Below are 21,832 nucleotides of genomic sequence, written 5' to 3' on the forward strand. Positions count from 1 at the left end.
ACATTTAATAAGATTATAAACCGATCCATGATGTTCAAGAGATTATTGTATGTCTTGTTTGGCCTGTGTGCCATACTTTTCGAGCTGGCCGCGAAGCCCCGTACACCGCAGATTTTATATAGCACAGACGGACTTGCAAACCGGGAGCGGTTTGAATATGCAATAGGGCTGCTGCAAAGGAAATTACCGCGATCCGTCATTGATGTGGGCCTCCGGATTGAGGTCAGTACCGTTGGGCAGCAGCAGTCGCTACCAGACTCGATAAAGGATAAATTGAGGGCGAAAGAACATTTTGTCTTTTATCGAGAAGCTGGAAAAAAGGCTGTGAAACTCATAGGGGCAGACGAGTCGGGGGTATTATACGGCAGTATGGAGTTGCTTTCCAATACCTCATGGCATAAAAAATCCGCCTTTTTTATTGCAGAAGGACCCAAAATGGTGATGCGGGGCACAAGCATTGGCCTTCAGAAAACAACCTACCTGCCGGGGCATGACATTTATGAATATCCGTACACACCTGAATCTTTTCCGTGGTTTTACGATAAGCAGCTGTGGATAAATTATCTGGATATGATGGCAGAAAATAAGTACAATGCGTTATACCTATGGAATGGCCATCCTTTTTCATCTTTGGTAAAACTGAAGGATTACCCCTATGCGCTGGAAGTGGATGACGCAACATTTAAAAAAAATGAAGATATATACACGTTTCTGACCGAGGAAGCGAATAAAAGAGGCATTTGGATCATTCAGATGTTTTACAACATTATTCTGCCTAAGCCTTTCGCCGATCATCATGGCTTAAAAACGCAGGAGCGCAATCGGGTGATCACGCCATTGATTTCGGATTATACAAGAAAGAGTATTGCTGCTTTTGTGGCAAAATACCCAAATGTAGGTTTATTGATTACGCTAGGGGAGGCGATGGAGGGAGTTGGACAGGACGATATCAACTGGTTTACAAAGACTATTATCCCCGGTGTGAAAGAGGGTTTACAGATGGCCGGCACAGTTACTGAGCCGCCGATCATCTTACGCGCGCACGATACTGATGCTCCTGCCGTAATGAATGCCGCGTTACCGATTTATAAGAATCTGTATACCATGGCAAAATATAATGGAGAAGCTTTGACCACGTATACACCTAGGGGCAAATGGGCCGAATTGCACCGCTCGTTAAGTGCGATAGGGACGGTGCACATCCAAAACGTACATATATTGGCCAATCTGGAGCCTTTTCGTTATGGCTCGCCTGACTTCATTCAGAAATCAGTCGTTGCAATGCATGAAGCCCATCACTCCAATGGCATCCACATTTACCCGCAAGCCTCCTACTGGGATTGGCCTTATGCGGCGGATAAAGTTGACAAACGACTGCTGCAGCTGGAACGCGATTGGATGTGGTACCGTGCCTGGGCGCGATATGCCTGGAATGAGCAACGCGATCTGAAGAAAGAGAAATCCTATTGGACCGCTGAACTTGCTGAACATTATGGGATCAGCAAAGACGATGCCCATAAACTACTGCTGGCTATAGAAGAAATCGGTGAAATATCCCCTAAAATCCTACGACGGTTTGGCATTACAGACGGTAACCGCCAAACCTCTTCATTAGGGATGCTAATGACACAGTTGATCAATCCATATCGCTATGGGTTGTTTACTTTGCTTTATGAATCCGAGGCTCCGGCAGGGGAAATGATTATTGACTATGCGGAGAAACATCATAAAGGCCTCCCCCATAGTGGAGAGACGCCAATTCAGGTGGCGCAGGAAATTGTGCAGCACGGCGATAGAGCTGTGGCGCTTATCCATGCCTTAGGAAGGCCTACAAAGCATGCAGCTGAATTTGACCGTTGGCTCAACGACATCCGAATCCATCAATTGTTGGCTGCTCATTATAGCCATAAGGTAAAAGCCGCTGTGCAGCTTCTGCAATATAAATACACACCGGATGTCACTGTCCTTCGGAAGGCCCTGCCCGATCTGGAAGCTAGTGTAGTGGCCTATCGTCAACTAACGGAAATGACGAATACAGCCTACCTCTATGCTAACAGTATGCAGACAAAACAACGTAAAATCCCCATGCGGGGGGCAGATGCCACTTTCATTCATTGGAAGGAGATGCTTCCGGTGTTTGAAACTGAATTGAATAACTTTAAACATGCTATAGACTCCCTTGCGAGGGATAGGGGAAGCAAAAGGCCTGTCAAACTGGTACTAAAATCACAGAAAATTACACTGCTGGACGGACAGCAGCTTGTCCCCCTAAAAAAGGGAGCAAAGCTTTATGCTGACCAGGAACTGGTTGTAACCCATTTGGCCAATGAGCTTGAAGGCCTTCAGGCTATACAGGTCGATTCGGAAAAACAAAAGCTGAACGGTACACAGCTAAGGTTCAAGAATGAAAAACCAGTTAAAATATTGGTGGGCTATTTTAATAGTGCCGATAAAGTCTTTGCACCTAAACCCGTGCTTGAAATCGATGCGAGTGCCAATGATTTTGGACAGGCCGAAGCGAAGGTTCGCAATGCCGTCCGTATCCAATACATGCCCATTGTCGATATTCACAGCTATTCATTCCCGCCGGGGGATCACGAACTAAAAATTCCTAAAGGAGAAGCGCTGCTATTGGGGATTGTGGACGAGCGGGAGCTGCCGAACCCATATAATGCGGATGTTGATAATCAGGGCGATGATTTGGACGATCTGTTTGGCTATTTTAACGGCATAAAACTGTAAAGAAGTCTGTTCTCAGGATAGTGCAGGACAAGTAAGTGAAACAAAGTGGGTATTTTACCTGGATCGCAACAAACTTTACAGTCAATTTTGATGATAACGAAGAAAATGAAAATTAATACAGCACTGTTTGCCTTATTGCTGGGCTTGACCTCTCTTGCACACGCACAGGAAAGGCTACCGGAAAAACTTCATCGTTATGTTCGGCAATTTAATGCCGACGACAATGAAGCTGTGATTAACAAGATCGCTAATAAGGATGCTTATGACTGGATGCTGACCAATATCCCACTGTTGGATTGTCCGGATAAAGAAATAGAACAGACTTATTATTTCAGATGGTGGTCATATCGCAAACATATAAAAACCAGCCCGGAAGGGACTTTAGTAACCGAGTTTATAGAACCGGTAAAACATGCCGGAAAATACAATTCGATCAGTTGTGCACTCGGTCATCACCTTTACGAGGGGCGGTGGTTAAAGAACAATTCATTTTTAAAAGAATATATTGATTTTTGGCTTTATCATGCGGATAAGGGACAGTCGAAGCCCCGGTTCCATCAGTTCAGTTCCTGGCTGCCTGATGCTTTATTGGCTTACCATAAGGTCAGTCCAGATGATCAATATCTGAAAGATCGTCTATTGGATCTGGACAAGGATTTCGAGAAATGGGAAAAAGAAAGAAAAGGTAAAAATGGTCTTTTCTGGCAATATGATGTGCAGGACGGTATGGAGGAATCTGTTTCCGGCGGGCGTCGGGTGCATAATATGCGCCCATCCATTAATAGTTATATGTATGGAAATGCCGTGGCGATCGCAACAATTGCCAAGTTAGCCGCAAACAAGGACCTGGAAAAAAAATACACGGATTATGCACGATCGCTGCGCAAGCTGGTATTGGATTCGTTGTGGGATGAAGAGGATCAGTTTTTTAAAACTAGACTGGAAAAAGGATACTTGCATCCTACCCGTGAGGCAATTGGCTATATCCCTTGGTATTTCCATCTACCGCCTGACAAAGCAATATATGGACAGGCCTGGTTGCAGTTGCCTGATACAGCTGGTTTTAACGCTCCTTGGGGCACAACTACCGCGGAACGTCGTGAGCCCACGTTTAGAACCAGGGGGACAGGACACAGCTGCGAATGGGATGGTGCAATATGGCCCTTCACAAGTTCACAGACTATCCGCGGAATGGCCAACTATCTGAGTGATTACAAGCATAATAAAACCATAAATGTGGCGGATTTATATGAACAGATTTATAAGTATGCCAAATCTCATGTTATGAATGGAAAGCCCTATATCGGCGAGTATCAGGATGAAAAAACGGGTGAATGGCTGAAAGGCGATAATCCGAGGAGCAAATTTTACAATCACTCTACTTTTGCCGATATCATTATACAGGATTTGATCGGCGTAAAACCTCAACTTGCCAACAGGCTGGAGATAAGGCCGCTCATTCCCGAGAATCAATGGGATTATTTTGCGCTTACCGAATTAAGCTATCACGGCAAGAACATCGCGATTTATTGGGATACGACGGGTGAAATATACCAGAAAGGTAAAGGATTTACCATTTACGTGGATGGAAAGAGAACTTATCAGCAGAAAAATTTGAAGAATTGTACAGTCAACCTAAATTAATATGATCAGAAACATTTGCTATCGCGGTATTACAACAGTTTTGTTATGTATGTCCTTTTTAGGGATACAGGCACAGGCCTGGCTGAATGTGCTGGACTTTGGCGCTAAAAAAGACAGTACCGGCAATAATACGTTGGCCATAAAAAAAGCCATTGCCGCCGCTTCGAACAGAGGAGGCGGTACGGTTTATTTTCCAGCAGGAAAGTACATTACAGGACCAATCCATTTAAAAAGTAATATCACCGTTTTTATCGATGCAGGAGCGGAATTGCATTTTAGCGATAACTTTGACGATTATTTACCCATGGTGGAATCGCGTTGGGAGGGAACTGCGGTCACCAACTTCTCACCTTTGTTTTATGGCAATAACTTAGAGAATATCAGTATCCAGGGCCGAGGTCTTATTGATGGACACGGCAAAAAATGGTGGGGCTATTCCGAAGTGGAAGTTAAAAAGCAACAGGAAGACAGTAAATGGCAGAAAGAATTCAAGCGCCTAAATAAGGATGTATTAGCACCAGATCTGCCCGGATGGATAGAACGCGGATTTTTGCGGCCGCCGTTTATTCAGTTCTTGAACTGTAAAAATGTACAGATCAAGGATATTAAGATCCAAAGTTCACCCTTCTGGACAATTAATCCACAGTATTGTGATAATGTTACGGTAGATGGTGTGACAATTGACAATCCACCTTCCCCAAATACAGATGGGATCAATCCAGAATCTTGTTCAAACGTGCGGATTGCCAACTGCCACATCAGCGTTGGAGATGATTGCATCACAATTAAATCCGGCAAAGACCGTTCGGGCCGTAAAATTAATATTCCCGCTGAAAATTATACGATTACGAACTGTACCATGCTCAGGGGCCATGGTGGTGTTGTGATCGGGAGCGAGATGTCGGGGGGTGTTAAAAATATCGCTATTTCGAATTGTATTTTCGATGGCACCGACCGTGGTATTCGCCTGAAAACTGCCCGCGGCAGAGGTGGGGTGGTCGAGAACATCCAAGTGTCGAATATCGTGATGCGTAATATCAGAGATCAAGCTATTGTTATGGATATGCAGTATGCCAAGACGGAAGTTGAGCCTATCAGCGAGCGAACTCCTAAATTCAGGAATATCTTTATCAGTAATCTTTCCGGCACAACAAACCGGATCGGTTATATGCGAGGACTGGAAGAGATGCCCATCGAAAATGTCGTCTTTTCCGATATTAATATGCAGGGTAATACCGGTTTTTCTGCGCTCAACGTACACGGCTTGACTTTAAGCAATATAAACGTAACGATTAAACAAGGCCCATTATTGGTGGCCAGCCAAAGTAAAGACCTGAGCATACAAAATATCAGGAATACAACACCAGTGGCCGGGAAAGCACTGATCGAGCTGGACAGCTGTCACACAGCCAATGTGCAGCATTGTTTCCCATCTGCCGGAACGACGTTATTGCTGGACTTGCTTGGCCCGGCAAATCAGGAGATATATGTTCATGGCAATAATTTGGCGAGGGTGAAACAAATTGTTCGTGGAACCTATAAAACCGGTCAGGTAACCGGCAATATAAACCCTTCGGAGGAAAATTGATGCGTATATTACTATATGGCCTATTGTACGTCCTATGGAGCTTGCCAATCAGCTGTCCCCTAGCACAGGAGCGCGTTTGGTTTGATCATCCTGCTGAACGCTGGGAAGAGGCTTTGCCGATTGGAAATGGTCGTATGGGGGCGATGATTTACGGAGGAATCAAGCACGAGCAGGTGCAGTTCAACGAGGAAACGCTGTGGACAGATGGCCCGCGTAACTACAACAGGAAGGGCGCTTCGAAATACCTGCAAGCTATTCGTGATCTCCTTGACCAAGGACGCCAGCAAGAAGCCGAAGCCCTCGCGATGAAAGAATTTATGGGCGTCAAGAGCGAATCGGAGGACCCCTCTGCCTGGCTGGAAAAGGTGGGGCAGATACGGATGCAGCAGCATGGCCCATTCGCAGACTCTTTTGATGACAGCAACTGGCCATTGATACAGGTACCCTATTACGAAGGCTGGGAAAATCAAGGCCTCGAAGGACTGGACGGGGCTGTCTGGTTTCGCCATACGTTTACGCTGTCAAAAAGTGATTTAACAGAAAATTGGAGTCTGGATTTAAATAAAGTCAGAACTAATGATTATACCTATATCAATGGCCGGCTGGTGGGGGCTTCTGCTGGGGATGAAACTCGCCGATTATACCGAATACCTCAAAGTATATTGCGCGAAGGGAAAAATACCATTGCCATTCAAGTCATTAATCTGGCCGGCAAAGGTGGTATCGCCGGCTATAAAAACGCGAATCAACACATTGGTTTAAAGAGCGACAACGGAAAATTCGTCTCCTTGCATGGCAAATGGAAATACCATATTCAAGATCAGAATAGTCCAAAAATAGGCAGTTATCAAGCATCTTATCAACCCTTTGGCGTACTAAATCTTCAGTTCGATCATGAGCGCGCTACGGAATACAGTCGTACACTCGACCTGAATAAAGGTGAAGTACGTGTCAATTATGTGGTCGATGGCGTGCAGTATAAAAGGACTTATTTTGCCTCCTATCCTGATCGTTTTATCGGAATCCATCTGCAGGCAGATCAAAAAAGGAAAGTCGCTTTCCGTCTATCTCTGTCTACCAAACACCAGCGTTTTGCGCTTCGGCATATAGCTCCGAATACTCTTGCATTGGAAGTACAGGTAAAAGATGGCGCGATGCGGGGAACTGCCTTCGTACATCTGCTTTTAAAGGGCGGGAAGGTTGCTCAGGATAGGGATCAACTGCTTGTTGAAGAAGCAGATGAGGCGCAGATTTTTCTGATGGCAGCTACAAATTTCAAATCCTACCGGGAACTGGATAATAATTATGCGGCAGGAGCATTGCGGCGTTTCAATACTTTGATCCAGCACGATTTTAAGGCCTTATATCAGGCGCATATACAAGATTATCAGAAACTCTATAATCGGTTTGGAATACAATTTATCTCTACAGCGCAAGCCGATACACTTCCGACAGACAAGAGATTACAGCGGGCGGTAGAGCAGGATGACCCGGGACTCATCGCATTATATGTGCAGTTTGCACGATATTTACAGATCGCTGCTTCCCGGCCGGGCAGTCAGCCGATGAATCTCCAGGGGATCTGGAATCCATCCCTCGAACCCTCCTGGGGTAGCAAATATACCACAAACATCAATCTGCAGATGAATTATTGGCCTACCGAAACACTGCATCTTCCTGAGCTACAGCAGCCACTGTTTGGGATGATCCAAGAACTCAGCTTGGCCGGAAGGGAAACAGCCGCAGAATATTACGCTGCGCGGGGCTGGGTATTGCATCACAATACCGATATATGGCGGGGAACGGCTCCGATCAATAATTCCAATCACGGCATTTGGCCGACGGGAGGAGCCTGGCTGGTACGGCATCTATGGGAACATTATCAGTTTACCAGGGATACCACCTTCCTTCAGGAGTATTATCCGATCATCAGGGAGGCCACTTTATTTTTTAAAGATTTTTTAGTTAAAGATAAAAGCACGGGCTGGTGGGTCAGTACACCGTCCAATTCACCTGAAAATGGAGGCCTGGTCAAAGGTCCGACAATGGATCACCAGATTATCCGTTCTCTTTTCGACATATTTGATCAAAGTTCGCGTCTGCTCAACCGTGATATCAGCCTCCGTGATTCCATTCAGCAGATGCGGGCAGCGATAGCACCTAACCAGATTGGGCAATATGGCCAGTTGCAGGAATGGCTAACAGATCTGGATGACCCTGAGAATAAACATCGGCATGTGTCCCACTTGTGGGGATTATTCCCGGGCGATGAAATCAATATATCGCATACACCTCAGCTTGTCGAAGCGGCCAAGCAATCGTTGCTGCTGCGTGGTGATGAGGGGACGGGATGGAGCCTGGCTTGGAAAATAAACTTCTGGGCGAGATTACGAGATGCGCAGCACGCCTACCGCATGGTAAAAATGTTACTCCGGCCCGCAGGACATGGAGGTGGTTCCTATCCTAATTTATTTGATGCACATCCGCCCTTCCAGATCGACGGAAATTTTGGAGGAGCATCAGGCATTACAGAGATGCTGCTGCAAAGCCATGTTGATGGGATAGAAATACTGCCAGCACTACCCCAGGAGATTAGCACAGGAACGATACGGGGGCTTGTAGCGCGGGGAGCCTTCCAGATTGACATGGAATGGAAAGATAATAAGCTGTCCTGTGTAACCGTCATATCGCTAGCCGGACAAGATCTCCATTTGCGTTATGGCGAGCACGAAGTAAAAATGAAGACAAAAAAGGGCGGTTCCTATGCCTTTGATAAAGAATTGAAGTTAAAAAAATAATGATGATCCGGTTGATGCTATTCCGAAAGCTGTTAGGCAGCTTACTCTTGTTGCTGTGTACGCAATTTTCTTATGGACAGAAGGTTCGCAAAACCATCGCCTTGAATACCGGCTGGCAGACCATAATGGATCAGAACGACTCAGCCCGCTATGCGGGATTCCAGTCTAAGGCATTTAAGACAGATGGAGACTGGCAGAAAGTTAATGTGCCCCACAACTGGGACAGGTATGAAGGTTACCGCCGATTGCTCCATGGCAATCTGCATGGTTACTCTTGGTACAGGAAACAGTTCTCGCTCAAGCACCCCCAGGCTAAAAATAGATTTTTTTTGTTTTTTGAGGGGGTGGGATCTTATGCAACGGTTTGGCTGAATGGTAAACAGGTGGGATACCATGCCGGCGGAAGAACGACTTTCACGTTGGATGTAACAGATGCGATTAAATTGGACGGCAGTCCCAATCTTTTGGCTGTTCGGGCAGACCATCCGGCACATATTACAGACCTTCCATGGGTAGATGGCGGCTGTTCGACAGAACGTGGATTTTCGGAGGGATCACAGCCCATGGGCATCTTCCGGCCGGTAAGCCTAGTGATTAAGAATGAGGTTTCCATTGTGCCTTTTGGTGAACATTATTGGAACGACGAAACCGCCGATAGCAAAAAAGCGATTGTGCATCAGTCTGTCGAAGTTGCTAACCAGAGCAAGGGTAATAAGAAAATTGAGGTGATTAGCCGCGTGTTTGATCAGAATGGCAAAATGATCCTGCGATCCATACACCCTGATCAGATTGAAGCAAATACAATAAAGAAAATACGACTCAAGGACCTCATTTTGTCCAACCCGCATTTGTGGTCGATAGAATCACCTTATCTCTATCAGATCAAGATGCAGATCACAGTGGATGGACAAATCAAGGATGAAGTACAGACGGCTTATGGGATCCGCACAGTACGTTGGTCAAAGGGACTGAAGCCTTCAGGCGACACTCGCCTCCTGATCAATGGAAAGCCGACATTCATCAATGGTATTGCGGAGTATGAGCATAAATTGGGGCAATCCCATGCATTCCCCGAAGAGGAGATTGAAGCGCGAGTGAAGCAGATCAGACAATTGGGGTTTAATTCCTTCCGTGATGCACATCAACCACATAATCTGCGCTATCAGGCTGCATGGGATCGGTATGGAATTCTACTGTGGACGCAGCTTGCCGCCCATATCTGGTTTGACACGCCTGCTTTTCGGAATAATTTCAAGAGATTATTAACCGAGTGGGTGCGTGAACGAAGAAATAGTCCATCCGTAATCTTATGGGGACTAGAAAATGAAAGTACGCTTCCAGAAGATTTTGCGCAGGAATGCACGGCATTAATTCGAGAATTGGATCCAACAGCCTCCATCCAGCGCCTCGTGACAACTTGTAACGGAGGGAGCGGAACCGATTGGGATGTTCCGCAAAACTGGACAGGCACATATGGCGGAAATCAGAATACTTATGGAGAGGACCTGAAAAAACAGCTTCTTGTTGGCGAGTATGGCGCCTGGCGGAGCTTAGGATTACATGCAGAGCCACCCTATCTTCCTAATGAAAACAACTATAATGAGGAACGTTTTGCCGATATCCTGCAGACAAAGATCCGTCTGGCCGATTCTGTGAAAGACAGTGCTGTTGGCCATTACTTATGGCTTTGGAATTCTCATGATAATCCCGGACGGGTTCAGGGAGGGGAAGGCAACCGCGAGCTGGATCGTATTGGTCCGGTAAATTACAAAGGTATACTTACACCTTGGGGCGAACCGACAGATGCTTTTTATATGTATATGTCGCATTATAGCAGTAAGGTCAGGCCGATGGTTTATATCGCTATGCATTCTTGGCCAAACCGTTGGTTGAAACCGGGGATAAAAAACAATATCCGTATTTTTTCGAATTGTGAAGAAGTAGAATTATTTAACGACCTGGGTACCCTATCGCTTGGCAGGAAGCCACATCCCGGATTCGGCCGCCACATTGAATTTGACGCCGTCGATATACGGTACAATGTGTTATATGCCGAAGGACGAATCGCTGGAAAGATCGTTTCCCGCGATACCATTATCTTGGAGAATCTGCCTGCAAGTCCGCGTTTTGAAACCCTATACACGCCTGGAGACGAACTATTGAAAGCAGCGTCTGACTATCACTATGTATATCGTGTCAATTGCGGAGGAGATCATTACGTTGACAAATTCGGAGCGCACTGGAAGGCCGATCAACCGTATATACCTGCGATGGGCTGGGGAAGCCGCTCTTGGGGGGATCATTTTGAAGGAATGAATCCCAAATTTGCCAGTCAACGCATGATTTTTGATCCTATCAAGGGCACTAAGGATTGGCGTCTTTTTCAGACTTTTCGTTATGGGCTGGATCAATTAAATTATCAATTTGACTTGCCGAATGGCGATTATCTGGTCGAGCTGTTTTTTGCCGAACCTTGGTATGGGAAATTTTCATCCGGGCAAGGAGATCGTATCTTTGATATCGCCATCAATGGAGATATCGTAGAACATAAGCTCGATCTGTATAAAGCATCCGGCTACCAGCAGGCCTTCAAAAGAAGTTATTCCATAAAAGTAAGGGACAGAAAAATCCTGATCGATTTCCCTCATGTGTATGCCGGTCAGGCGTTGATTCAGGCTATCGCCATCGCATCCAAGCAGAAGGTAGAAAAGGAACCCATAGCCAGCGGCCATTACAATTTGTCTATACCGGATCAGCATATTCAGCTCCATAGCTGGCTGGATATTGGCAGTGTGCTGGATAGCGGAGCATCGGTGAAAACAGCATTCTTCACAGTGCCACCTTCTTTATACGGTTCAGATTATTTTTCATTGGACGGTGGTAGATCCTATTCCTTACGTTTTAATGAGCCAACATCTGTTTTCTGGCTTGCCAAAAGCAGGCCTGACGGTTTCGAGGTCACCAAAGACCGGGTACAAATGAGTACTGGAGACTATCTGGATGTATACCGCAAGGTGGTGGACAGAGGGGCGGAGATCAAAGTATCGGCTAAAAACAGGGGCGAAGTGCTCGCTTTCCAGCAGCAGAGTGGGTTGCTGCCTGTATATGACCTGAAAGAAGTAAAAAACTACAAAGCGTATTTAAGTGATTGGCGAGAAGGCGTCTCTGAAGTTGAATTTTCTGGTCAAAAGCGATTGGTATTTAGCACGGATGCGGAAGGCTATGTCGCCTGGCAATTTCAGGTTGGAGCAGCAGATATCTATTCACTCACCATCAAGTACCACAATCCTGCTCAGGAAAGCCATGTGGGCTATTATGAAATTCTGGATAAGAACAAGCAGGTATTGGTCCCCAAGACTCCCATACGTCTAGAGCCTACACGAGCTGGCAAATGGAACTACATCAGTACGGATACCAAGACGATGATCAATGCCGGAACTTATTTTATAAAATTTTATGCAGTACATGCGAAGGACCTCATGGTTGATAATTTGGAGGTAAAATAGGCCGACGTCAGGATAGAGCATGACGGTTTTCCACAAAATTTTCGGTTATATTTGAACACTCAAAAATTTTTATGTCGAATTGACATTTAATCGAGTTCATTGTACAGGAAAATAAAGAAAGGGACTTTATTTTTTTAAGTTTTTAATAAATAACCAAAAAAGGGATAAACCATTTCATGCCTATGAAACGTTTTGCATTACTCACGTTTTTATTTTTAAGTGTATCTATGACATTTGGTCAAACGGATGATACCTACTGGAAAACCATAACAGCCAGATCAGAAAAAATTGTATCCAAATTAGCACTAAAGGATCAGACCAAGCGCGAACAAGCTGTGCACATTGTTCGTGATCAATATTATCTTTTGAATGCCTGCTACACGCTGCGGGATCTCAAGATCAAGGAGAACAGCGAGTTGAAAGAACAAATTAATCAGGAGACCTTGCAGGAAACAGGTCGTCTTAACCAGTCTTTTGTCCAGCGCCTAAAGGCGGTTTTAACGGAACAAGAAGTTGAGGAAGTTAAAAATGGCATGACCTATCATGTGTATCCTAACACGGTGAAGGCCTATCAGGAGATGATCCCGAGACTCAAAAAAGAGGAAATTCATATGATCGACAGTCTGTTATTTGAAGCGCGCGATTACGCTATGCAGGCTGAATCTTCTGAGAAAAAACATGCTTGGTTCGGAAAATATAAAGGCAAGATCAATAATTATTTAGCTTCCCATGGCTATAACCTCAAAGAGGAAGGCGACAAATGGGCCGAACGACTAAAAAAACAACCCAAATAGTAAAAATATACCCGAATTATGAATCACTTTATATTCCCGAAGAAATCTTCAATCAAGTTGGCAAAACTGCTGGCTATTGGGATAATGACGGGTGGGATACTTCCGTCCCATTCCTATGCAGAGCGCCTAAGTGAACACAAGCTATTCTTTTTTAAAAATATAACCGGAAAGGTGGTTGACCAAAACGGAAAGCCTTTAGAAGGAGTAACAATAGCCATTAAAGGGTCGAAAACGGCCACTTCAACGGATAAGGATGGTACCTTTAGGTTGAACTTGCCTGTGGGTAATGAGATTTTAGTGCTCAATCATGTTGGCTATAAGCGGCTGGAGGTGCCTGTGGGTAACCAGAGCGTACTGACTATACAGATGGAAGCGGAAAGCCGTGAGCTGGAGGAGGTTGTGGCTGTAGGTTACACCACACAAAAAAAGGCTCATCTGACAGGATCTGTCGTATCCATTAAAGCGGAAGAAGTAGAAGATCTCCCCACGACCAATATCGGCTCGGCTCTAGCAGGACGAGTTGCTGGGCTTGCTGTTAGTGGGGGGAATACCCGGCCTGGGACGAAAGCTACATTAACGATCCGAAAGCCCATGGGACCAAGCAAGGATGGTGGTACAACAGACCCGCTATATGTTATCGATGGCATGGTCCAGGTGGACGGGCAAAACCAACCCGATGCCACCCTGTTTGGAAACCTGGATCCCTCCGAAATTGAGAGCATATCGTTTTTGAAAGATGGAGCTGCGGCCGTATATGGGGTGAGAGGAGCAAACGGCGTGGTGCTGGTGACAACGAAAAGAGGTAAGGTCGGCACGCCGAAGATTAGTTACAACGGCTCCTATGCCATTAATGATGAAGCTTATCGAACCAAGATGATGGATGCCTATCAGTATGGCATGTACTTCAATATCATGAACGGTCCAAACGGAAGTAATAAGCATCCATCGGATCAGGGATTTGAAAACTGGTTTTTTTCGCAGGATGAGCTGGATTATTTTAAGAACCATTCGTACAACTGGTTAGATGATGCCTGGAAGTCGAGTTATTTAACCCGTCATTCTCTGAATATCTCCGGAGGAGCCGACAAAGCAACTTATTTCGCGAATATTGCCTATAATAAGCAAGATGGTAATTTGGGTACCTTGGATTATGACCGCTGGAATTTTAGGGCCGGAAGTGATATTCAGGTCGCAAGTAATTTTAAAGTGGGTATGCAGGTGTCCGGAAATACTGGTAACCTACAGAAAACGTTTAATAAAATTGGTGGAGAGAACGATGATAACGATTATCGTAATCTATTACTTGCCTCGCCGTATGTCCCCGCTTACGTTAATGGACTTCCAGCTCGTCTACCGGGTACATCTGGAGACCTGTCAGCCTATCACTATTTTGAATTGCAAAAGCTAGGTAATCTGGCGACATCGGATACCAGACAGTTCAGCATTAATTTAAATGGAGAATATCGGGCACCCTGGCTTGAAGGACTTGTTATACGTGGATCCTATAACCGAAATTTAAAGAATGATAGGGGCACGCAGATTGGTACCAAATACCAGACCTATACCTTTAAAAGAGGAGGCGATAACGGCCATATCTACGATATGGGAACTGATCCAACTGCTGTGACTTTCAGTAACGGCAACCGTGTGTATTTTTCGAATGTGGCAGGAAATAGCTATCAGGCGAATTTTACGTTAAGCTATGACAAACAATGGAACAAACATAACTTTGCTGGGTTGTTCTCCGTTGAAAAGGCAGAGGCGAATAGTTCACAGGAAGATGTATGGAAGGACGACCCGCTGTCAACGACAAACGGACAGTTTAATACCGCGTTTGGTGCAGTAACTGGGCGCACATACGCTTATGAATCCGGAACACTGGGCTATGTGGGGCGGTTAAATTATAGGTATGGTAACAAATACCTTGCAGAGATCCTGTTCCGCTCGGATGCCTCGACCAAATTTGCTCCGGAAAACTACTGGGGTAATTTCTACAATATTTCTGCTGGCTGGGTAATTAGTGAGGAGCAATTTTTCCAGTCAAAAGCAGTGGATTACCTGAAGTTGCGTTTATCGCATGGCAAGCTCGGTAACGACCAGACAGCTGCCTGGGGCTGGCTCCAGCGCTATACATATCAGGAAGGCAAAGGAGGTGTATTTGGCGAGAATAACGGTTCGATCGGTGCCAGTACAGGTTTGAAGATGGAAAAATCTCCCAATCGGAACGCGGCCTGGGCTAATGAGTATAAAAATAATATAGGCGTTGATGCGCGCTTTCTAAATAACCGGTTATCAGCCACCATTGACGCTTATTACAATAAAGGCTATGATCTTTTGGTCATACGCACGGGAAATATTCCTGTTTCAGTAGGGGGATCGGTAGCGGCCGAGAACTATGGCCGCAAAAATACATTTGGATATGAACTTGAATTAGGTTGGCAGGACAAAGTCAACGACTTCAGTTATGGGGTCAGTACAAGGCTTTCCTGGTCCAACGATAAAGTTATACGTGGTGATTTTAATGATGTTGACGTATTATATCCTTGGAAAGCACATCCTAACGGGCCATCTGACAATGGCGTCTGGGGATACGATTATCTAGGTATGTTCAAAACGCAGCAAGATATCGATGATTACGTGAGCCAATATAACATTACCCAGGTGTTTGACGAGAGTGTGGATAAACTTAGGCCGGGAATGCTCTATTATCGTGATGTCCGTGGACCATTACAGGCAGATGGAACGTTTGCGGGACCAGACGGCGTCATCAACGAGTATGACCAGATCCAGCTCGCAAAAAATAGTACCAATCATTATGCTGTCGGTATGACCTTCAAAGCCGGATATAAAGGGTTTAGCGCCGAAGCTGTGCTGACAGGATCTTTTGGTGGATATGCAGAAATTACGGAACGCAACAAGTTGAACAACGATATTTCCCGTGTATACACCAATTTACCCGTGTTCTGGGGGAATATTTATGATCCCGTACTGAATCCGACAGGTACCATGCCGAACCCGCATTGGGCCGATATTTACAACCGGACCTCCAGCTTTTGGTCCGTTCCGGCTTTTCAGATGCGCATGAGCAGTTTCAATATCGGTTATAGATTACCGGAAAAATTGACGAGATATCTAAATGTATCCAATGCACGGGTATATTTGAGCGCAATGAATCCACTAACGATTTATAATCCATTTAAGTATAAAGACGGGAATGGTGCCGCCTGGGATACCTACCCAAATTTGAGAACATATTCCTTTGGTGTTAATGTAACCTTATAGGGTTCCATCGGTTCAATGAATTAAAATGACTGAAGATGAAAAAAATAACAATATTCAAGCTCGCTTTATTGAGCCTGCTTTTGACCAATCAAGCGTGTAAAGATAATTTTCTTGAAGAAAAGTCGGATTTAGCTGCTGTAAAAGAAGACGATGTCTTCAAAGATCCTATCTTGGCCCGTGCTTATGTAGACTTCGTATATGGGCTATTTCTACCTCCTAACAATGCACAGACATTTGTGGCCACACAGGATGCTACGGAAGACGGTAAGTATAGCAATACCTTTACGCAGACGACCGATGAATTGGCCGGTGAAACAGATTATAACAAAAAATGGAATATGATCTCCTATGTCAATAATCATGCGAACAAGTATTTCGGGCAGCGGATGAGCGCGAGCATAGGCAACAATGTCTGGACAAGGATGAAAGAAATCAATGTCTTTTTAGCCAAGATAGACCAATATGGCATCGATGAAGCTACGCGGAATTTGCTGAAAGGTCAGCTATATTTTTGGCGGGCTTACCAATATTTCCAGTTGGTCCGGTTATATGGTGGCGTTCCGTTGGTTCTTGAACCGCAGACACCGGTAGTTGGTGAGAATGAAGTCAACTCTATACCCAGAAGTAGTACCGCTGCTTGTATTGAGCAAATTTGTAAAGATCTGGACATGGCAAAAAGCCTCTTGCCGGGACGATGGGATGCTGCTAATTGGGGGCGGATTACCAGTGGTGCTGCAGCAGCGTTAAAGGGCCGTGTACTGTTGACATATGCGAGTCCACAATTTAATCCTACCGATTCACGTGACCGTTGGGAAGAAGCATACAAAGCAAATTTGGAGGCTAAAAATTTACTGGAGCAGCACGGTTTTGGATTGTTTCAGACTGGGGGCACAGCGAATGGTAAAGCTTGGGGAGACATGTTTATCGTAGAAGGTAGTGCCAATCCCGAAGCCGTAATTGTCTATGGATTTAATAACTTATCATCTTCCGTCAACACAGTTAAAAACAATGGCTGGGAGCAGGTCATTCGGCCACGCGCCCTCTCGGGATCGGGGTCAATTTCGCCGACCAAGCAGATGTTGGATGCCTTTCCCATGTTGGATGGTAAAGACATACATGATCCGACCTCTGCCTATACGTATGATGCGCAAAAGTTTTATAAAAATAGAGATCCCAGGTTTTCAAAGACCTTTGTTTATAACGGCGCTTTATTTCCTTATGGCAGTGGCAGTGAATACCGTCAATGGACATATTCTTGGAAAAATAAAAACGGATCTTATGTCTCCACGGAAACACAGGGAGCTAATGCCAGTGGAATTTATTTGAAAAAAGGTTCGGATCCCAATGCCTCAGGGTCTTCCAATGGCGGAGCGGGTTTCCAGCAGAGTGGTACAGATTTTATCGAACTGCGATTTGCCGAAGTCATATTAAATCTGGCGGAATCAGCGATTGGAACGAACAGGTTGGAGGAAGGAATGACCGAGATTAAAAAAATAAGGGCTAGAGCTGGTTTGGAAAACACGGATGGCGCGTATGGTCTGAGTGCCGCGGCCGGCAACAGGGATAAACTGTTCGGAGCGGTCATCAATGAACGAAAATTGGAGTTTGCCTATGAAGGAAAACGGTTCTACGATCTCAGACGCTGGAAACTCTTTGAGACGGATTCGCCAACGGCCCAACGTCTTGGCGTGAAACCCTTAAACGGAACACGACGTACAGGGTTGCTCATCACGGTCAAAAATAATGGCAAGGAATATATCGGGGATTTAGATCCATTATTGCGGGATGGTAAAAGTGGTAATGTGCCAGTTGTGGAGCGTCAGCCAGGTTCTTATCCACCGGGGATTGACAATCAGGAACAGTATCTTGACTACCTTTACGACAATTATTTTACGATCACCGAAAAGGACAATTTAGATCCAACCAATGGATCATGGAGTTTTACCTGGTATCCACAATACTATTTCTTTGGCCTGAATCAAACAATACTGAGTGCGTCTCCTTATTTACAACAGACCGCCGGCTGGGATAGTATGAATGGGGCAGGCACTTTTGATCCGTTGAAATAAGTATATTTATAGGGTATAATATATTCGTATATAAAAATTGTATTTGTATATGAATTGTGACAGACTTTATTTCTAATAAATGTGGGATTGACATATATTTGAAATAATAATTATAAACCAAACAAACAGAGGGAAACATGTTACATAAAATAACACTGACCGCATTATTGAGTATTTTCACCTCAGTAGCATTTTGTCAGTATCCAAAAATTCCGGAAGAAGTTAAAAAGTCCACCGACGAGTTGATGAAAAAGGCTCTTCGCCAATCAGATGAAGCCTGGCAAAAAGCACTGCCCGTGATAGAAGAATATGCTAAACAAGGCAAACCTTATATCCCTTGGGCTGGGCGACCCACAGATTTGCCACAGGCATCTATACCTGCTTTCCCGGAAGCGGAAGGCGGTGGTAAATTTACTTTTGGTGGCCGCGGTGGTAAAGTTTATGTGGTGACGAGCCTGGATGACAACGGTCCGGGGACGCTGCGTGAAGCTTGCGAAAAAGGCGGCCCCCGAATTATCGTTTTCAACGTCTCCGGTATTATCCGTTTAAAAACTCCATTGATCATTCGGGCACCTTATATTACCATTGCTGGCCAATCTGCTCCCGGTGATGGCGTATGTGTGGCTGGAGAATCTGTCTGGATCAATACACATGATGTGCTGATTCGCCATATGCGTTTTCGGCGTGGCGAAACTTATGTAGGCAGAAGGGATGACGCTATTGGCGGCAATCCAGTCGGAAATATTATGATTGACCATGTTTCGGCAAGCTGGGGACTGGATGAAAATATGTCGATGTACCGGCACATGTACAACGATAGTACAGGCAAAGCTGAGGAAAAACGGGGCACGGTGAATATCACGATACAGAATTCGATTTTCTCCGAGGCTCTGGATACCTGGAACCATGCATTTGGCAGTACACTGGGCGGCGAAAACTGTACTTTTATGCGAAATCTCTGGTCCAATAATGCAGCCAGAAATCCTTCCATCGGTTGGAATGGACTGTTCAATTTCTTCAACAATGTCGTGTATAACTGGGTACACCGCTCTATTGATGGGGGCGATTACCAAGCGACCTACAATATCGTAAATAATTACTTTAAGCCCGGACCAGCGACTCCTTTAAACGAACCCATAAGTTACCGTATACTCAAACCTGAATCTGGACGGAGCAAGTTGCCTTATGTTGTTTTTGGACGAGCACATGTGAATGGGAACATTGTTGAGGGCAATGCAAAGGTGACTGCAAACAATTGGGATGGTGGCGTACAGCTGGAAAATAAGGCCGGTAACCTGATGACCTTTGATGAAGCCAAACCTTATTTTGCTGCAATGAGCGTAAAGGAACCGTTTCCGCATGCGAATTTCCCTGTGATGAGCGCGCAGGAAAGTTACGCGTATGTGCTTGATCATGCTGGAGCAACATTACCAAAAAGGGATCCCGTTGATCAGCGGGTTGTCCGGGAAGTTAGAAATGGGAAGCCTACGCCTTTGAAGGATGTGAAACTTCCGGAAAAGGATTTTGAACATAGAAGACTGCCAAAGGACTCGTATAAGATCGGAATCATTACAGATATATCACAAGTAGGCGGGTATCCCGTATACAAAGGTAAGGCGTATAAAGACTCGGATAACGATGGTATTCCTGATGATGTTGAAAAACAAATGGGGCTTAACCCGAATGATCCGAGCGACTCTGCAAAGATCACCGCTTCGGGCTACGCGAATATTGAAATCTATCTCAACAAATTGGCTGCTAAATAATTGCTATGAAATTGCGATTTAATTCCAATATTATCCTGCTCGCCGGTTTAATTAGCCCTGTCGCTGTCTTGGCGCAATATCCAGTGATTCCAGATTCCTTGAAGAAGCTGGCTGCCGAACAGGAAAACACAGAGAACCTACGGGTGGAGGCGGCGTGGAAGACGGCGCAGCAAGTGATGAAAGCCGAAGGCAAACCCTATATTCCCTGGGCCGCCAAGCCGAGCGATCTGCCACAGGCGAAAATAAAGGCTTTCCCCGGTGCTGAGGGCGGCGGCGCCTATACTGCTGGCGGTAGAGGCGGGAAGGTCTTTGTCGTGACCAGTTTGGCGGATAGCGGACCCGGGACATTGAGAGAAGCTTGCGAAGCTGGAGGGGCCCGTATTGTTGTTTTTAATATCGCAGGTATTATTCGGCTTGAGAAACCGATCGTGGTGAAAGCGCCCTATATCACTATCGTCGGACAGACGGCGCCCGGTGATGGAGTATGTATTGCCGGAGAGTCTTTCCTGATCGATACACATGATGTGATTTTAAGATTTTTGCGTTTTCGTCGCGGCGCTACTGAGGTCACCCGTCGGGATGATGCTGTAGGCGGCAATGTGGTTGGGAATATTATCATCGACCACGTTTCGGCAAGTTGGGGACTGGATGAAAATATGTCAATCTATCGACATGTCTATGATCGTGAAGGCAAAAATCTAAAGTTACCAACGGTCAATGTGACCATCCAGAATTCGATCTTTTCGGAATGTCTGGATGCATACAACCACGCTTTTGGAAGTACAATTGGCGGGTTGAACAGTACCTTCATGCGAAATCTCTGGGCCTCAAATATCAGCCGCAATCCTTCCATAGGAATGTATGGAGACTTTGGATTTGTTAATAATGTCATCTGGAACTGGTGGAATAGAAGTGCCGACGGTGGCGACAATAGATCGTTGTTCAATTTTATCAACAACTATTATAAGCCGGGGCCTATAACACCCAAGGATAAACCCATTGCCTATCGCATTTTGAAACCCGAATCTGGCCGCGATAAGGCCTTTAAAGATCAATACGGAAAGGTATATGCTGAGGGCAACGTCGTAGAAGGATTCCCCGAAGTAACCAAAGACAACTGGGCCGGCGGAATACAGATTGAGGACCTTCCACATGTGGGAAGCCGTGAGAAGAATATTCGTGTAGATAAAGCGTTTCCAATGGCAGCAGTAACGACTTTGGCAGCACAAGAAGCCTATGACTATGTCCTTAAGAATGCAGGCGCATGCCTGCCTAAACAGGACGCTGTTGATCAGCGCATCATCAAACAGGTAGCAGAGAACAAAGTCTACTACAACCAAGATATCCCGTTGCACGGATTTGTGTCACCTTATGTAAAAAGACGCCTTCCGCAGGATTCTTACAAAAAGGGGATTATATCAGATATCGCCCAGGTAGGTGGTTATCCGACTTATCAGGGAGTTCCTTATACAGACTCGGACAACGATGGGATCTCCGATGATGCAGAAAAGAAAATGGGGCTAAATCCCAACGATCCAGCTGATTCGCAAAGGATTGCCAAAAATGGCTATGCCAATATCGAAAATTATCTCAATGGAGCGGTCGGTCTGGATATTGTTGTCCCGGGAAGTAAACGTTAGCTA

10 protein-coding genes are annotated in these 21,832 nt (G+C 45.4%); all 10 read left to right on the forward strand.

Annotated features, from left to right (window positions below; genetic code table 11):
* Positions 1 to 27: 27 nt before the first annotated feature.
* The 10 genes from FGL37_RS09975 (at position 28) to FGL37_RS10020 (ending at position 21,829) form a co-directional block, all read left to right on the forward strand.
* Positions 28 to 2,742 carry an alpha-d-galacturonidase gene (locus FGL37_RS09975; RefSeq protein WP_138096769.1) on the forward strand — a complete coding sequence of 905 codons (2,715 nt, stop codon included), beginning with the start codon at positions 28 to 30 and terminating at the stop codon, positions 2,740 to 2,742.
* Positions 2,743 to 2,847: 105 nt separating this feature from the next.
* The gene (locus FGL37_RS09980; protein WP_232048673.1) at positions 2,848 to 4,386 is read left to right on the forward strand and encodes an MGH1-like glycoside hydrolase domain-containing protein; all 1,539 of its coding nucleotides are present in this window, start codon (positions 2,848 to 2,850) and stop codon (positions 4,384 to 4,386) included.
* 1 nt (position 4,387) lies between these two features.
* Positions 4,388 to 5,974 carry a glycoside hydrolase family 28 protein gene (locus tag FGL37_RS09985; protein WP_051607301.1) on the forward strand — a complete coding sequence of 529 codons (1,587 nt, stop codon included), beginning with the start codon at positions 4,388 to 4,390 and terminating at the stop codon, positions 5,972 to 5,974.
* Positions 5,974 to 8,772 carry a glycoside hydrolase family 95 protein gene (locus FGL37_RS09990; RefSeq protein ID WP_037534326.1) on the forward strand — a complete coding sequence of 933 codons (2,799 nt, stop codon included), beginning with the start codon at positions 5,974 to 5,976 and terminating at the stop codon, positions 8,770 to 8,772. Before FGL37_RS09985 ends, FGL37_RS09990 begins: the two co-directional genes overlap by 1 nt.
* A complete protein-coding gene (locus FGL37_RS09995) occupies positions 8,772 to 12,278 on the forward strand; it encodes a malectin domain-containing carbohydrate-binding protein (protein ID WP_138096771.1) in 3,507 nt (1,168 codons plus the stop codon). Before FGL37_RS09990 ends, FGL37_RS09995 begins: the two co-directional genes overlap by 1 nt.
* 182 nt (positions 12,279 to 12,460) lie before the next feature.
* Positions 12,461 to 13,072: a DUF3826 domain-containing protein gene (locus FGL37_RS10000; RefSeq protein WP_028071949.1), complete on the forward strand. Its 612-nt coding sequence runs from the start codon at positions 12,461 to 12,463 to the stop codon at positions 13,070 to 13,072.
* 18 nt (positions 13,073 to 13,090) lie between these two features.
* The gene (locus FGL37_RS10005) at positions 13,091 to 16,354 is read left to right on the forward strand and encodes a SusC/RagA family TonB-linked outer membrane protein (protein ID WP_037534328.1); all 3,264 of its coding nucleotides are present in this window, start codon (positions 13,091 to 13,093) and stop codon (positions 16,352 to 16,354) included.
* Between the two features lie 35 nt (positions 16,355 to 16,389).
* Complete coding sequence (locus FGL37_RS10010) at positions 16,390 to 18,423, forward strand: RagB/SusD family nutrient uptake outer membrane protein (RefSeq protein WP_028071951.1); 2,034 nt, start codon at positions 16,390 to 16,392, stop codon at positions 18,421 to 18,423.
* Between the two features lie 137 nt (positions 18,424 to 18,560).
* Positions 18,561 to 20,189, forward strand: a complete 1,629-nt coding sequence (locus FGL37_RS10015; protein WP_037534331.1) for a polysaccharide lyase — start codon at positions 18,561 to 18,563, stop codon at positions 20,187 to 20,189.
* A gap of 5 nt (positions 20,190 to 20,194) precedes the next feature.
* Complete coding sequence (locus FGL37_RS10020; RefSeq protein ID WP_028071952.1) at positions 20,195 to 21,829, forward strand: polysaccharide lyase; 1,635 nt, start codon at positions 20,195 to 20,197, stop codon at positions 21,827 to 21,829.
* Positions 21,830 to 21,832: the final 3 nt, after the last annotated feature.

Origin of the sequence: Sphingobacterium thalpophilum (assembly GCF_901482695.1) — a bacterium.
Lineage (GTDB): Bacteria > Bacteroidota > Bacteroidia > Sphingobacteriales > Sphingobacteriaceae > Sphingobacterium > Sphingobacterium thalpophilum.